The 14,580-nt window shown below is 61.1% G+C and carries 17 protein-coding genes; 10 read left to right on the top strand and 7 right to left on the bottom strand.

Features of this window, described 5'->3' with window-relative positions:
- Positions 1-95 precede the first annotated feature (95 nt).
- Positions 96-1,175, bottom strand: coding sequence for an ABC transporter substrate-binding protein (locus CRP02_RS23575; RefSeq protein WP_097172442.1), 1,080 nt, complete (start codon positions 1,173-1,175; stop codon positions 96-98).
- Positions 1,176-1,358: 183 nt separating this feature from the next.
- Between CRP02_RS23575 and CRP02_RS23570 the strand changes: the two genes are divergently transcribed.
- Both CRP02_RS23570 and CRP02_RS23565 read left to right on the top strand, forming a co-directional pair.
- Positions 1,359-2,039, top strand: coding sequence for a response regulator transcription factor (locus CRP02_RS23570; RefSeq protein ID WP_025594373.1), 681 nt, complete (start codon positions 1,359-1,361; stop codon positions 2,037-2,039).
- Positions 2,036-3,412, top strand: coding sequence for a sensor histidine kinase (locus tag CRP02_RS23565; protein ID WP_097172441.1), 1,377 nt, complete (start codon positions 2,036-2,038; stop codon positions 3,410-3,412). Before CRP02_RS23570 ends, CRP02_RS23565 begins: the two co-directional genes overlap by 4 nt.
- Positions 3,413-3,454: 42 nt before the next feature.
- On the opposite strand, the gene CRP02_RS23560 is transcribed toward CRP02_RS23565, so the two are convergent.
- The 5 genes from CRP02_RS23560 to CRP02_RS23540 form a co-directional block, all read right to left on the bottom strand.
- Entirely contained in the window at positions 3,455-3,784 is a 330-nt protein-coding gene (locus CRP02_RS23560; RefSeq protein ID WP_097172440.1) for a hypothetical protein, read from the bottom strand.
- A 98-nt stretch (positions 3,785-3,882) separates the two neighbouring features.
- The gene (gene purU, locus CRP02_RS23555; RefSeq protein WP_045017750.1) at positions 3,883-4,767 is read right to left on the bottom strand and encodes a formyltetrahydrofolate deformylase; all 885 of its coding nucleotides are present in this window, start codon (positions 4,765-4,767) and stop codon (positions 3,883-3,885) included.
- A 204-nt stretch (positions 4,768-4,971) separates the two neighbouring features.
- Positions 4,972-5,748, bottom strand: coding sequence for a YbaY family lipoprotein (locus CRP02_RS23550; protein ID WP_097172439.1), 777 nt, complete (start codon positions 5,746-5,748; stop codon positions 4,972-4,974).
- 155 nt (positions 5,749-5,903) lie between these two features.
- Entirely contained in the window at positions 5,904-6,425 is a 522-nt protein-coding gene (gene hutX / locus CRP02_RS23545) for a heme utilization cystosolic carrier protein HutX (protein WP_013636749.1), read from the bottom strand.
- 9 nt (positions 6,426-6,434) lie between these two features.
- The gene (locus CRP02_RS23540) at positions 6,435-6,782 is read right to left on the bottom strand and encodes an antibiotic biosynthesis monooxygenase family protein (RefSeq protein WP_097172438.1); all 348 of its coding nucleotides are present in this window, start codon (positions 6,780-6,782) and stop codon (positions 6,435-6,437) included.
- Between the two features lie 196 nt (positions 6,783-6,978).
- On the opposite strand from CRP02_RS23540, the gene CRP02_RS23535 reads away from it, so the two are divergent.
- From CRP02_RS23535 to CRP02_RS23525, 3 genes are read left to right on the top strand one after another with little or no spacing between them, the layout of a single operon-like run.
- Entirely contained in the window at positions 6,979-7,872 is an 894-nt protein-coding gene (locus CRP02_RS23535; protein WP_097172437.1) for a heme/hemin ABC transporter substrate-binding protein, read from the top strand.
- A complete protein-coding gene (locus CRP02_RS23530) occupies positions 7,869-8,957 on the top strand; it encodes a FecCD family ABC transporter permease (protein ID WP_080797800.1) in 1,089 nt (362 codons plus the stop codon). The genes CRP02_RS23535 and CRP02_RS23530 overlap by 4 nt, the downstream gene beginning before the upstream one ends.
- Positions 8,954-9,736 (top strand): heme ABC transporter ATP-binding protein, encoded by a 783-nt coding sequence (locus CRP02_RS23525; protein WP_097100817.1) that lies wholly within the window; start codon positions 8,954-8,956, stop codon positions 9,734-9,736. Before CRP02_RS23530 ends, CRP02_RS23525 begins: the two co-directional genes overlap by 4 nt.
- Positions 9,737-9,807: 71 nt before the next feature.
- Here CRP02_RS23525 and CRP02_RS23520 read toward each other — a convergent pair whose 3' ends face one another.
- On the bottom strand, positions 9,808-10,164 hold the full coding sequence (locus CRP02_RS23520) for a YbaN family protein (protein WP_003514002.1): 357 nt from the start codon (positions 10,162-10,164) through the stop codon (positions 9,808-9,810).
- A 259-nt stretch (positions 10,165-10,423) separates the two neighbouring features.
- Between CRP02_RS23520 and CRP02_RS23515 the strand changes: the two genes are divergently transcribed.
- From CRP02_RS23515 to CRP02_RS23495, 5 genes are all read left to right on the top strand, one after another.
- The gene (locus tag CRP02_RS23515; RefSeq protein ID WP_097172436.1) at positions 10,424-10,819 is read left to right on the top strand and encodes a VOC family protein; all 396 of its coding nucleotides are present in this window, start codon (positions 10,424-10,426) and stop codon (positions 10,817-10,819) included.
- Between the two features lie 14 nt (positions 10,820-10,833).
- Entirely contained in the window at positions 10,834-11,526 is a 693-nt protein-coding gene (ung, locus tag CRP02_RS23510; RefSeq protein ID WP_025594362.1) for a uracil-DNA glycosylase, read from the top strand.
- 121 nt (positions 11,527-11,647) lie between these two features.
- Positions 11,648-12,724 carry a siderophore-interacting protein gene (locus CRP02_RS23505; protein ID WP_097172435.1) on the top strand — a complete coding sequence of 359 codons (1,077 nt, stop codon included), beginning with the start codon at positions 11,648-11,650 and terminating at the stop codon, positions 12,722-12,724.
- 165 nt (positions 12,725-12,889) lie between these two features.
- Complete coding sequence (locus CRP02_RS23500; protein WP_097172904.1) at positions 12,890-13,834, top strand: VOC family protein; 945 nt, start codon at positions 12,890-12,892, stop codon at positions 13,832-13,834.
- A gap of 127 nt (positions 13,835-13,961) precedes the next feature.
- Positions 13,962-14,576 carry an alpha/beta hydrolase gene (locus CRP02_RS23495; protein WP_097172434.1) on the top strand — a complete coding sequence of 205 codons (615 nt, stop codon included), beginning with the start codon at positions 13,962-13,964 and terminating at the stop codon, positions 14,574-14,576.
- Positions 14,577-14,580: the final 4 nt, after the last annotated feature.

Raw genomic sequence — 14,580 nt, 5'->3', positions numbered from 1 at the left:
AGAAGGATTGCAGAGCATCATAAAAAGCTGTCATCTAACTGACGCACGGCAAGTCCTTGCGCATTTACTCTCTATTAATTTGTGCTTGCCGTCTACTATTGCGAGCGTAGCGCCTCGTTCCACCGCTCGATCAGGCGGCTGCGCTTGACCTGATCCAGATAGACCATCAGGCCCGGGCTGACGGGCACGGGGCGCAATTGTGCGCCGTGGATCGCCTGCATGGTGTTGGCGGTGTTTTCGCCCGCCACGTCAGGGCTGACGGCCGGGATCTGCAATTGCCGGGCCATGATCGTCTGGCCCTCCTTGGACATGAAGAATTCGAGATAGCGGCGGCCGAGCGCCGGGTTGGCGGCGGCTTCCGGCACCAGCCCGATGCGCGACATGACCACAGTATAGTCCTTGGGCAGCACGATGCCGACATCGGGATGGCGTGAGGCCCAGTCGGCCGCATAGGAACCGAGAATATTGTAGCCCAGCACGAAGCGCCCGTCGGAGACACGCTCCAGAATGGCGGATGACGTTGAATAGACCTTCACGCCGGCCGCGCCCATGGCCTTGATGACGCTCCATATATCGCCGAACTGCTCCTGATCGCGCGACATGAACAGGAAGCCGACGCCGGAGCGCTCAATGTCGTAGGTAGCGATGCGGCCATGCACCTCCTTGGCGTGGCGCTCAAGATAATCGACGAATTCGGCACGGGTGGCGGGCGGCTTTTCGGTGGTGAAGCTTGGCTTGTGATACACGAACACCGCCGGCTCGAAGGTCAGCGCATAGGCGGTATTGCGCCAGTTGGCCCAGGCGGGCCAGCGCGCGCTCATGGCAAGGTCGGAGCGCTGGGCGTAACCGTCATTGCTCAACTTCACCTGCAAATCCATGGCGGATGAAAAGGCGAAATCGGCGGTCTTTTTGCCCGCATCGGTTTCTTTCACGATGCGATCATAGATTTCGCCGGTCAGCATGTCCTCGTAATGGACGGCGATATCGGGGTTGGCCTTCTGGAAACCCTCGATCATCGGCGTGGCCAGCGGTTCGTCCAGCGAGGAATAAACCACCAGCGTTTCCGCATCCGCCTTGCCTGATGGTGCAGGGAAAACGGCGACTTGCGCAAGCGCCGGTGAGGCCATGCAAAGACAGAGACAGAGAAAAACGGCGATACGCATGGAAAAGATCATGCCGCACGCGCTTGCCATTCACAAGCGCCGGAGCGGGATTGCGAAAAGTGTGAGCGGTTTTCGTCTGAAATCCCGCTCCGACTCTATAAGTTGATCATGAATCAAGTCATAGGCTTGCCGGGCCTGTGACTTGATTCATGATCGGGAGCTTGGATAAGCTCGGCAATGTTGCGGGAGGAAGAATTGCGTATTTTGCTGGTCGAGGACAATCAGGTGCTGTCGGAAGGGCTGTGCGCTCTTCTGCGCGGCAGCGGTTATGCGGTGGATGTCGTTTCAGACGGCGCTTCCGCCGACGCGGCGATTGCGGCAGAAAATTTCGATCTCGTCATTCTCGATCTCAACCTGCCGGAAATGGACGGCATCGAGGTGTTGCGTTCCATGCGCTCGCGGCAGGACAAGGCGGCGGTACTGATCCTGACGGCACGGGGTACGCCGGAGGAGAAGGTCAAGGGGCTCGATCTCGGCGCCGACGACTACATGATCAAGCCCTTCGACATCACCGAATTTGAGGCGAGAGTGCGGGTGCTGCTGCGCCGCAATGCCGGCCTGCGCTCGTCTACGCTCGGCTTCGGCAAAGTCCTGTTCGACCTCACATCCCGCACCTTTTCAGCCGATGGGCGCCCGCTCGATATTCCGGCGCGTGAAGTGGCGCTGCTCGAGGTGCTGTTCATGCGGGCGGGCAAGGTGGTTGCCAAGGAGGCGATCGTACAATCGCTGACCGGTTTCGACGACGAGATATCAGGCAACGCCATCGAGCAATATGTCAGCCGGCTGCGCAAGCGGCTTGCCCCCCACGGGCTGACGGTGAAGACGGCGCGTGGCATCGGCTATTATCTGGAAAAGCTGCCGGAGATGGCTGAATGAGACAGGCCGCCTATTCGCTCAGGCGGCGTCTTTTAGGCTGGCTTCTCATCTCCACCGCCATCATCGGCTGCGTTGCGCTCACTGATACCTGGCGCGAGGCGGTCAATACGGCCAATGTCGTCTCCGACCGGGTGCTATCAGGTTCCGCGCTTGCGATTGCCGAGCGGGTGGTGGTGGCCGAAGACGGCTCGCTGGAGGTCGATATTCCCTATGTCGCGCTGGAAATGCTGACATCGGCGGCGCAGGACCGGGTGTTTTATCGTGTTGATGGGCCAAACGGGCAATTTCTCACCGGTTACCAGAACCTGCCGACGGTGGAGAACCCGGCTGGAGAAACGCCTGCCTATCGCGATGCCGTGTTTCGTGACGAGCCGATCCGCATCGCCGCGATCCGCCGTTTTGCTTCCACCGGCATCAATTCCGTGCCCTTTTCCGTGACGGTGGCTGAAACGACGATCGCCCGCAGCCAGCTTGCGCAGGCCATCATCCTGCGCTCGGCCTTGCGCCTGCTGTTCATGATCGTGGGCGCGGCGATCATTGTCTGGATCGCGGTGACCATTTCGCTCCGGCCGCTTTACCGGCTCAGCGAAGCGATTGCCGAGCGCAGCCCCAACGACCTGCATCCAATCCGGCAATCCGTGCCGGTGGAGGTGGAAAACCTGGTGGAAACGGTCAATTCCTTCATGGTGCGGCTACAATCGGCGCTCGATGCGCTCAGGCATTTCACCGGTAATGCCAGCCATCAATTGCGCACGCCGCTTGCCATCATCAGCACCCAGCTTGCGCTTTCCGCCCGCGCCGCAAGTCTCGAAGACGCGCAGGCGGCGGCGCGCAAGGGCGGCGCTTCGGTGGCCCATGCCGAACATATCCTCGCACAGCTGCTGCGCATGGCCAATATCGACGCCGCGGGCTCCAGCGAAAAACACGATTTTTCGCAGATCGACCTCGTGGCGGTGGCGCAAAACGTGACGGCAGATTTCGTGCCGCGTGCGGCGGACGCCGGCATCGACCTCGGTTTCGAAGGCGAGGGCGAAGTGACAATCCTTGCCGAACCGCTCCTCATCGGTGAGTTGATCGGCAATCTCGTCGGCAATGCCATCAACTATGCCGGACGCGGCGCGGAAGTTACCGTGCGCGTCGGCAAGCAGGCAGAAACCGTCTGGCTGGAAGTCGAGGATAACGGCCCCGGCATCCCTACCGACAAACGCGCCATGGTGCGCCAGCGCTTCGCCCGCGGCGAAGCCAACGCCGCCCCAGGCGCCGGCCTCGGCCTTGCGATCATCGAGGAGATCGCCGGGCTGTTCGGCGGGCGACTGACGCTGGAGGACGGCGCGGGCGGGCGGGGCTTAAGGGCGCGGGTAGAGTTTTCCTGAGGCGGCACTGCCGCGCCGTCCCCTTGGATGAGACTCGCGGTCCTATTCGTTCATCTTGTCGATAATCTGCATCATGATGTCAGCGCAGGCCTTCATCGGCTCGTCATCGGCACATTTGACGTCGATTTTGCGCTCGCCATCTTCAATCCTGAAATGCGCTGCCTTGGAGGGCGGGGGTGGCATTCTCTTGCCATGCGGGCCGTCCCGCCAGCCTGCTTCCCTCGGACCACCAGGGCCGGGCGGAGGAGGTGGCGGCGGCGCATCCGCCCTCGAACCAGCGTCCGCTGGTCCCGGCGGTGGTGGCGGCTGCTGGGCAAAACTGGAACCCGCCGCGATGAGCAACGCAGCGCCGGCAATGACGAGTTTTTTCATGTGAGAGACCTCGCTGTTGGGCTACAGTGAAGAAACGGTCACATGGGATGCTCGGTTGCCAGTCGGCAGAAATAATTCCGCGTCGTTTTCGTGGCGTCTTAGCCCATCCGTTCCGAAGCGTAGCTGCCCGGGCTTGGCGGGAAGACTACGGTGCGGTTGCCGTTGATGAAGGTGCGGTGGTGGATGTGGGCATGGATGGCGCGTGCCAGTACCTGGCTTTCCACATCACGGCCAAGAGAGACATAGTCTTCGGCAGATTGGGCATGGGTGACGCGCACCGTGTCCTGCTCGATGATCGGGCCTTCGTCCAGATCGGCGGTGACGTAATGGGCTGTCGCGCCGATCAGCTTTACGCCGCGGTCATACGCCTGCTTATAGGGGTTGGCGCCCTTGAAGGATGGCAGGAAGGAGTGGTGGATGTTGATGATCCGGCCCGACATCTTGCGGCACATGTTATCGGACAGCACCTGCATGTAACGCGCCAGCACCACCAGTTCGGTGCCGCTGGTCTCGATCAGGTCCATCAGCTGCGCCTCGGCCTGCGGCTTGTTTTCCTTCGTTACCTTGATGTGGTGGAAGGGAATATCGTGGTTAACCACCACTTTCTGATATTCGAAATGGTTGGAGACGACGCCGACGATATCGATCGGCAGCGCGCCGATCTTCCAGCGGTAGAGCAGATCGTTGAGGCAATGGCCGAAGCGCGACACCATCAGAAGTGTTTTCATGCGCTGGCCGTCGCTATAGATGCGGGCTTCCATACCAAATTTTTCCGCCACCGGCTGAAAGCCCTCGGTGATGGCCTGCATCGATACGCCCTCTTCGGAGATGAAGGAGACGCGCATGAAGAACTTGCCGGTCTCGAGGTCGTCGAACTGCGAACTGTCGACGATGTTGCAGCCCTTTTCCGCCAGATAACCGGAAATCGCGGCGACGATGCCGCGGGTCGATTTGCAGGCTACTGTCAGAACATAGGTTGTCATTCGTTTTCCCTCAAAGACTTTGCACCGGCGAGAACCGGCGCAGTTGGCGCGTTCCATAGCGCAGCTCTGTGGCGGAGCAAAGCGCCAAGACGAGTGCAGCAAAGTCATAAGACGGGAAAAGGGGCTGCGCCGTGCCGGAAGCGACATGGAATGTTCCACGGCCAGCACGGTAACGGCAGGCGTTGCCGCCTGCCGTTACCGGTCTCAGGCGCGGCGCAGGCGCATGGCCGGACGGCCGCGGCCGTCGATAAGCTCCAGCGTGCCGCGGCGCGGCTCCAGCCGGAAGGAGCGGGCGCCTTCCAGCGCTTCGATGAACTGCCTTTCCCGGCGCATGATCTCAGGAGCGCAGGCCATCTGGGTGGAAATCATCCGGCCGAAATCGACGCGGTTGCGGCTGATCTTCACCTCGCCGCCGATGCCGTTGCAGCCGGCATTGCCGGAAACGCGGCCCTCGCGGGAAATTTCCAGCGTTGCCTCACGGCGGCCGCGAACCCGTTCGCCGCGGATTTCCTGCACCAGCCAGCGCCCCTCAATGCCAGCTTGCGGCTCTGGCCTGCGTGGAGCCGCCGCCACCCGTTCCAGAACGAGATCGGTGTCGTCACGCCCGCCGGCCAGAACCGAGTAACGGCGTGTGGTGGTGAAGAGCAGCCGGTCGCCCTCGCGGATTTCGGCGCTGAGCGCATAGGAACGGCGGCCACGGATGTCGCGGTCGTCATAACGCAGCACGAAGGGCACCGGCACCTGCCCACGCGGGCGTATGGTGGTTTCGGCGATCGTCTGCGAAGGCGCGTCCGCCAGCGAGACATCGATGAGGCGCACCGTAACAGTCGCGCCCGGCGGCAGGGCGATCCGCTCGCGATAGGAAACGCTGCCGCGCAGGCTTGCGGGTGCGGCAGCCGCACCGCCCGCTGCAAAAAGCGGTGCAAGCGCGACGAGCCCTGCGAAATTCCGGCGCGAAAGAAGTGGCTGGCGGTCGTTCATGGTGCTTGCTCCGTGCTGCTGATCGAATTTCAGCGGATGATAAAAAACGGCACTGAACGGGCGATGAACCGGTGGATGTTTCCTCACGAGTGGGGCTGAGCCATCGCGGATTGATGAGGAAGGAGGGAGGCCGCCACCAGCAGCCTCCCATTCACCTAGCCACGGAAACTGTCCCGCAGCGCTTCGAACTTCGCCAGCTGATCGCCACGCAGTTCCTTGTTTTCGTCGCGACGGACGAAAATCTTGAACATGGCGCCGCCGGCGGCATTCATGAACCAGACGGAACAGGAGCGTCGGCCATGAAAGCCGCGATCGACGAAGGTGATGCCGGTGCAATTGTCCTTCTTGATGTGGCCCCCGATGGGGCTGTCACCGTGGATGTTGAACCAGCCGTGGCTTTCGCTGCCCTCTGGCAGGTCGCCCGGCACTTCCAGCACGATATCGCCGGTCTGGACGATCATCAGGACTTCACCCCAGCCGCGCATCTCGTTCCAGATGGCGTCGAACTGATCGGAACCAGCCGAAACGGCCGCACCTTGCGGCAGGATCGCCAGAATTTCGGCTGATGTCACCTCGGCCTTGGCGGCAATGGCTTCCACGATGCCGTCAGGCTTTTCGGCAAGTGCTGCGGCAGCGCGGGCCTGCCGGTCATCGGTCTTTTGGGCTGCAATGCTCATCGGCGAGCCTCAGGCAGCAATCGAACGGCGTTCGCCATTCTTGTCTTCGTGAATGATGACGTCGAAACCTTCGAAATGCGGGCCGGAAAGATATTCGACCTTTCCACGGTTCTCACCGGCCTTGGCATGGGCGGCGCGGAACTGTTCGGATTTGGTCCAGCTCAGGAAATCTTCCTTGGTGGCCCAGACGGTGTGCGAGGCATAAAGCGTGTGGTCATCCGCCTTCGGGCCTTTCAGCATGTGAAATTCGATATAGCCCGGCAGCTCGCTCAGGTGCGATTTGCGCTCGCGCCAGATGGATTCGAAGGTATCCTCATAGCCCGGTACGACGCGAAAACGGTTCATTGCGATAAACATGGAAGTCTCCCTTTAAGTTTACAGTTGCAGTCAGGATATCCAGCCGAAGCGTGGATGGAAAGAGGCTGACGATAAAGCGAACAATTTTACTCCACTTATCGATTGCGCCTTCTATAAACATGTGCAAATAACTCAAGTTAAATAAGATGGGCAATCCCGTATCCGCCCGTGCCAGCTTGTGTTTCAGGATAGCGTCATGTTGAATTTAAGCCTTCGCTCGTTCGTTTTCGCCGCCCTCGTGCCCGCCATCATCGCCGTTGCCGCGCCCGGAGCTAGAGCTTCGGACAAGGGCAACCCGGAGGCGAAACGCATCGTTGCAGTCGGCGGCACGGTAACGGAAATCCTTTATGCGCTGGGCGCGAGCGACCGCATCGTGGCGCGTGACAGCACCAGCAGCTATCCGGCGGACGTGCTGTCCAAGCCCGATATCGGCTATATGCGGGCGCTCTCGTCGGAGGGCATTCTGTCGCAGAAGCCCGATCTCATCCTGTCTGAAGACGGGTCCGGCCCGGCGGATGTCGTTGCCATCCTCAAGGCCAGTGCGGTGCCTTTCGTCACCGTCGATACCCCGCCGAGCGGCGACGCCATCCCCAGGAAGATCGAGGATGTCGGTGCGGCAGTTGGTCTTGCCGACAAGGCAAAGGCGTTGGCCGCGGAAACCAAGGCCGGGCTTGATGTGCTCGCCAAGGACGTCTCAGCCGTGCCGGAAAAGAACAGGAAGCGCGTGCTCTTCGTGCTCTCAAGCGCCGGCGGTCGCATCATGGCGGCGGGCAAGGGCACCGAAGCGGCGGCGATCATCGAAATGGCCGGCGGCATCAATGCCGCGCAGGAAATCAGCGGGTACAAGCCGTTGACGGATGAGGCGGTCATCGCCTCCGCGCCCGATGTGGTGCTGACCATGGCGCGCGGCGACCATGCCGGCAAGGCGGATGAGATTTTCGCGCTGCCCGCGTTCCAGTCCACGCCGGCTGCTGCGGAGAAGGCGCTGATCAGCATGGACGGGCTTTACCTCATCGGTTTTGGCCCGCGCACGCCCGCCGCCGGTCGTGAACTGGCGCACAAGCTCTACCCTGATGTGGTGAAGCCGTGAGCCTTGCTGCCTTGAGTTCCACGGAGGGCAGGGTTGCCGGTGACAGATCCCGTCAGGGGGTCGTTACCCTTGCCGTGCTCGTTGGCATCCTGCTGTTTGCCTGTGGCGTGTCGCTCGTCAGCGGACCCACGGGCGTCGGCATTTCCGAACTCTGGGCCTATCTGACTGGCAGCGCGGATCAACTCGATGCGCGTGATAAAGTCATCCTCGAGGCGGTGCGCCTGCCGCGCACGGCGCTCGGCATGTTGATCGGCGCGGGGCTTGGCGTCTCGGGCGCCATGATGCAGGGTCTTTTCCGCAATCCGCTGGCCGATCCCGGCATTGTCGGCGTCACCTCGGGTGCAGCACTTTTTGCGGTTGCGGCCATTTCTCTCGGGGAAGGCGCGCTTGCAACGGTCGCCGTATTTTTCGGCCCGCATTTTCTGCCGCTGATGGCGTTTTTCGGCGGGCTTTTGAACACCTGGCTGCTTTACGTCATTGCCACAAGGGATGGCGCCACCTCCACGACGACGCTTATTCTGGCCGGCATTGCGGTTGCGGCGATCAGCGGTGCGCTGACCGGCCTGATGATCTTTGTGGCCGATGACCGGGCGCTTCGCGACATCACCTTCTGGTCTCTCGGTTCGCTTGGTGGGGCCACCCCTGCCAAGGTTCTCGCCACCTTGCCCTTCATCATCGTCGTGCTCGCCATCATTCCCTTTGTCGCAAGGGGGCTGGATGCGCTGATCCTTGGCGATGCGGCGGCCTTTCACATGGGCATTCCCGTGCAGCGGCTGAAGCGAGTCGTCATTCTGGCCGTTGCCGCTGCCTGCGGGGCAAGCGTGGCGGCTGCCGGCTCCATCGGTTTTGTCGGTATCGTCGTGCCGCATCTGCTGCGGCTCGCCATTGGTCCATCGCACCGCTTCCTGCTGCCGGCCTCTGCACTTGGCGGGGCCGCACTTCTGCTTCTCGCCGACAGTTTTGCCCGCACGGTTGCGGCACCGGCGGAACTGCCCATCGGCGTGGTCACCGCGCTGATCGGCGCGCCGGTCTTCCTGTTCCTGCTGCTTGGTCGCGGCGGATTTTCCATGCGGAACATGTCATGATCCGGGCCGAAAACCTCACCCTCATCCGCTCCGGCCGCCGTCTGCTCGACGAGGTCTGCGTCGATCTGAAGCCCGGCAAGGTCAATGTCATTATCGGCCCGAACGGTGCCGGCAAATCGACGCTGATGAAGGTTCTGTCCGGCGAGATGCGTGCCGAGGCCGGTTCAGTGACCTATAATGATACCGCCCTGCCGTTGTTCACGCCGGTTCAGCTTGCGCGCATCAGGGCCGTGCTGCCGCAGAATACCCAGCTTGCCTTTCCTTTCACCGCGCTCGAAATCGTGCGCATGGGCGCTGTCGCGCAAGGGTCGCGCGCGCCGGAAGAGCAGGCCCGCCGGGCGCTCGCCAGGGCCGGACTTCGCGGGTTCGAGCAGCGTTCCTACAACATGCTATCTGGCGGCGAGCAGCAGCGGGTGCAATTTGCCCGCGCTCTTGCCCAGGTGCCGCATCCCGTGGAAAACGGCGAAGTGCGGGCGCTGTTTCTCGATGAGCCGACGGCCAGTCTCGATATCGGCCACCAGATCGCGGTGCTGGAAACGGCGAGGGATTTCGCTATTGGCGGCGGTCTCGTGCTTGCGATCCTGCACGATCTCAACCTTGCGGCAGAATTTGCCGATCAACTTATCGTCATGCATGGCGGCCGGGTAACGGCGAGCGGTCCATCGCTGGACACGATCAGTGACGAGACGATTGCAAGGGTCTATGGCATTGGCGGCGTCGTCGGACGGCTGCCGGCGCGGCATATTCCTTATGTGCTGCCGCAGTCGAGGCATCGCTAGAGCATTTCCAGGAAAAGTGGAACCCGGTTTTCCGTCAGGAAATGCGACAAGGCTCTAAAGGTGATGTCGCCTCAGCTTTCCGGCCGGGTGACGATGAAGAGTGCAGAGCCGAGCATGACGGCGGCAACGATTGCCGCGCGCAGAGCCGGCGGGTCGCTCAGGAACCAGAAGGCGGCATAACTCGCACACATGGCCGACAAGGCCGCAATCTTCGCCTTGCGGGCAATTGCGCCGCGCTCACGCCATTGCCGAAGCGACGGGCCGAATCGGGGGTGGGTCAGAAGCCACGCCTCGAGTTTCGGTGAGGAGCGGGAAAAGCACCAGAGCGCCAGCAGCAGAAATGGCGTGGTGGGCAAAACGGGAAGAAACGCGCCGACGATGCCGGTCGCGACCATAAGCCAGCCAAGACAGAGGTACAGAAGGCGCATGGATATGCCGGTATCATGAGTTATCTACTCAGGATAGAGCGGCGGGGCGAAATGTGAGGGCCATTTTGACCGGAAATCCCGCGTGTCCAGGTCATGCGCCAACTGTTTCGCCATCACATTTGCCGTGATCGGGCGGTTTCCCCGGGTCCTTAATCCGTCTTTAGGGTTGAAAGCACGGCACTCTGTCTTTATCCCCTTGGTCCGCAATGTCCGGAGCACAACCGGACGACGATGAGATAAGAAGCAGAAGGAAAACACCATGGCCAAGCTGATCCACTCGATGGTCCGGGTGCTGGAAGAAAAGCGTTCGGTGGAGTTTTACAAGCAGGCTTTCGGGCTTGAGATTGCGGAACGTGCCGAGTTCGAAAATTTCACGCTGATCTATCTCAGCAATGCCGAAGGTGATTTCGAGCTGGAGCTGACTGTCAACCGGGGCCGCGAAGTGCCCTATGCGCTGGGTGACGGCTACGGCCATCTCGCGGTCAGCGTTGCCGATGTGGATGCCGAACATCAGCGTTTCATCGAGCTTGGCCTGTCTCCGGGCAAGATCATCGAAGCCGACCATAAAGGTCAGCCTTTCGCGAAATATTTCTTCATTTGCGATCCGGATGGCTACAAGATCGAAGTGCTGCATCGCGGCAACCGGTTCAAGTAACAAAGAGGCACATCATGGCAGAGGCAGGCGTCAAACTCGAAGACAGCTGGAAACGTGTTCTTTCCACCGAATTCGCCAGCCCCTACATGCAGAAGCTCAAAGATTTCCTGCTTGCCGAGAAAACTGCTGGCAAGCACATCTTTCCCAAAGGTGCCGAATATTTCCGGGCGCTGGATCTGACCCCGCTCGACAGGGTCAAGGTCGTCATTCTGGGGCAGGACCCCTATCACGGGGTTGGCCAGGCACATGGGCTTTGCTTTTCGGTGCAGCCCGGCGTGCGCATTCCGCCGTCGCTCGTCAATATCTACAAGGAATTGCAGAGCGATCTCGGCATCCGCCCCGTCAGTCACGGTTTTCTGGAAAGCTGGGCGAAACAGGGCGTGCTTTTGCTCAACAGCGTGCTGACGGTGGAAGAATCGCGCGCTGCCTCGCATCAGGGGCAGGGCTGGGAAAAATTCACCGATGCCGTCATCCGCGCCGTCAATGACGAATGCGAGCATGTGGTGTTCCTGCTCTGGGGTTCCTATGCCCAGAAGAAGGCGGCTTTCGTGGACCAGAAAAAACACCTCGTGCTGCGCTCGCCGCACCCTTCGCCGCTTTCGGCCCATAACGGCTTTTTCGGCAATGGCCATTTTTCCAAGGCAAACGCCTTCCTGGTTTCCCATGGCCGCGAGCCTATCGACTGGCAATTGCCGGAAACTGCTTAAGCAACCTTCCAGCCTCCTCCGTCATGCCCACTCAAGACGGGCATGACGGTGAGTCCAGCAAACATCTTTACAGCGCAGTCGGGTCCGGTTTAAGAATACTCGACTACAAAGTGAAGGATTTATGCCCGTGTCTCTCCTGTCTGCAGAAACCACTGTCTCGCTGCCCGATCCCGCATCGATCGTCGATGCTTTCGAGGATCATTTCTCGGAGCATATGGAGATGGAGCGGGAAGGGACGACGGTGCGTTTCAAGGCGGAATATGGTCATGGCAGCTTCAGCGCCGAAGGTGGCCGGTTCGCCGCCCGGGTAAGCTGCGTTTCCGAACATACATTGACGTCGGTCAAGGCCATGGTGGCTGAGCATATCGTTGAGTTTTCCGGCAAGACAGGGCTCGATTTCCGTTGGAGCGGACACGGCGCCTATCAGCGCGAGCTACCCAATCTCTTCGTCGGCAAGGTTGCCCGCGCCTATAATCTGACGCCGCATATGCGCCGTCTCGTGGTGTCCGTCGAAAGCGGTATTGAAAGGCTTGTCACCGGCGGCATGCATGTTCGCCTGCTGCTCGTTCCCGATCAGGCGCGCGCTGCGGTTTGGCCTTACCTCGCGCCCACCGGCGCGATCGTCTGGCCGGCGGGCGACGATCTTCTGACGCGGCGCGTCTATACCATCCGCTCCGGCGATGTCGGCCGCGGTGAGGTGGATATCGATTTCGTCATGCATGAGGGCGATGACATGCCGGGCGCAAATTTCGGTGCGACGGCAAAGCCGGGCGACGTTCTCGGCATTATCGGTCCGAGCGGCACTTGCCCGGAAGCGGAGCGTTACGTCTTTGCCGGCGACGAGACCGCGCTGCCGGTGATGCTGCGCATGGCGGCGGAAATGCCTGCTGGCAAGACGCTCAGCGTCTATGCCGAGATCGACAACGAGGCGGAACGGCAGGAGATCGTCTGCGCCGCCAATGTCGAATGGACATGGCTTTATCGGCGCGGCAAGCCCGCCGGCACATCAGGCCTTATCGAACAGGCGTTGCGCGGCCATGCCTGGACGGGCGAGCATGACGGCCTGCATGTTTTCGTTGCCTGCGAGAAGTCCGAGGCGAGGGCGGCGAAATCCTTCCTCACCGATGAGATCGCCTTCCCCAAGGCATCGCTGCGCGCCGTCGGTTACTGGACCATGGGCCTTGCCGACGATCATTGAGGCATGCCTCTATCGACTGGGTTGAACAGTCGGTTTTATCGTTCACCAATCGGGAACAATCCGTTCCTGTTGCCGGTCTATGCCCGCAGCACTTCTTACCCCATCTTCACGCCATGAACACGGCTGGCCCGATTGACGGGCCGCCAGGGCGAAAAGGGGTTTATCATGTTGAACCAGATCAAGGGCCTGCACCACGTCACGTCCATGGCCGGTAGTGCGCGCCAGAACAACGGCTTTTTCACCGATACGCTCGGCCTGCGCCGGGTGAAGAAGACGGTCAATTTCGATGCGCCGGATGTCTACCATCTCTATTATGGCGATGAGGTCGGCACGCCCGGCTCCGTCATGACCTATTTTCCGTTCCCGCATATTGCCCGTGGCCGTCCCGGCACCGGCGAAGTGGGCACAACGCTGTTTTCCGTTCCGCAAGGCTCGCTCGGCTACTGGCAGGATCGTCTTTCCAAGGCGGGCGTGGACGGTCTGAAGGCTGACGAGGCATTCGGCAACAAGCGCCTGCATTTTGCAGGTCCCAATGGTGATGGTTTCGCGCTGGTCGAGGTCAAGGATGATGCCCGTGCGCAGTGGACCGGCAATGGCGTCGGTGCGGATCAGGCGATCCACGGTTTTCAGGGCGCCTCCTTGCGCCTTCGTGACGAAGGGGCAACCGCCGAGCTTTTGAAGTTCATGGGTTATGAGGAAGTTGACCGCCAGGATGGCGTGCTGCGCCTCGGCATTCCAGGCGGCAACGGTGCTGATGTCATCGACATCGAAACCATGCCGAACATCTCCGGCGCGCGCCTCGGCGCGGGTTCGGTGCACCACATCGCCTTTGCGGTCGAAAACCGCGAAAAGCAGCTCGAAGTCCGCAAGGCGCTGATGGATACGGGCTATCAGGTGACCCCGGTGATCGACCGCGATTATTTCTGGGCGATCTATTTCCGTACGCCCGGTGGCGTGCTGTTCGAAGTGGCCACCAACGAGCCCGGTTTCGACCGCGATGAGGACACGGCGCATCTCGGCGAGGCGCTGAAGCTGCCGACCCAGCACGCGCATCTGCGCGCCCAGCTGGAAAAGCAACTGGAGCCGCTGGATGACGAGAAGGCGGTTTAACGGCTGCGATCGATTTTAGGTGAAATTCGGCGGCCGTCACCCTCGGGCTTGCCCCGAGGGTCCATGCGCTATCGGCGTGGATGGTCGGGTCTAGCCCGACCATGACGGGGAATATAAGGAAGCATTCATGAACAAGGACACATATTTCCACAAGTCTCGCCCCGGCAATGCTGGCGCACCGATCTTCGTCGTGCTGCATGGCACCGGCGGTGACGAAAACCAGTTCTTCGATTTCGGCTCGGGCTTGCTGCCAAAGGCAACCATCATCTCGCCGCTCGGCGATGTCGCCGAACATGGCGCGGCGCGGTTTTTCCGTCGCACGGGCGAGGGCGTCTACGACATGGCCGATCTAGAGCGGGCAACAGCCAAGATGGCGGATTTCGTCAAAGCCAACCGGGAGCACTATCAGGCTGGTCCGGTTATCGGTCTCGGTTTTTCCAACGGCGCGAATATTCTCGCAAATGTGCTGATCGAACAGCCGGAGCTTTTTGATGCCGCCGTGCTGATGCATCCGCTCATCCCGTTCGAGCCGCAGGCGGCTGCGGCCAAATCCTCGCGCCGGGTGCTGATCACGGCCGGAGAACGCGATCCCATCTGCCCGGTGCCGCTGACGAAGGCGCTGGAAAAGAGCCTTGAAGCGCAGGGCGGCACGGTGGAAACGGTGTGGCATCCGGGCGGGCATGAAATCCGTTCGAACGAGATCGAGGCGGTGCGGGCGTTTCTGGCGCCTTATGCAGGGTAGCTTT

The sequence above is a fragment of the Rhizobium sp. AN5 genome (assembly GCF_900215255.1).
Lineage (GTDB): Bacteria > Pseudomonadota > Alphaproteobacteria > Rhizobiales > Rhizobiaceae > Agrobacterium > Agrobacterium tumefaciens.
Note: the sequence above shows the minus strand (reverse complement) of the source record. Positions and strands in the feature narration are given on the sequence as shown.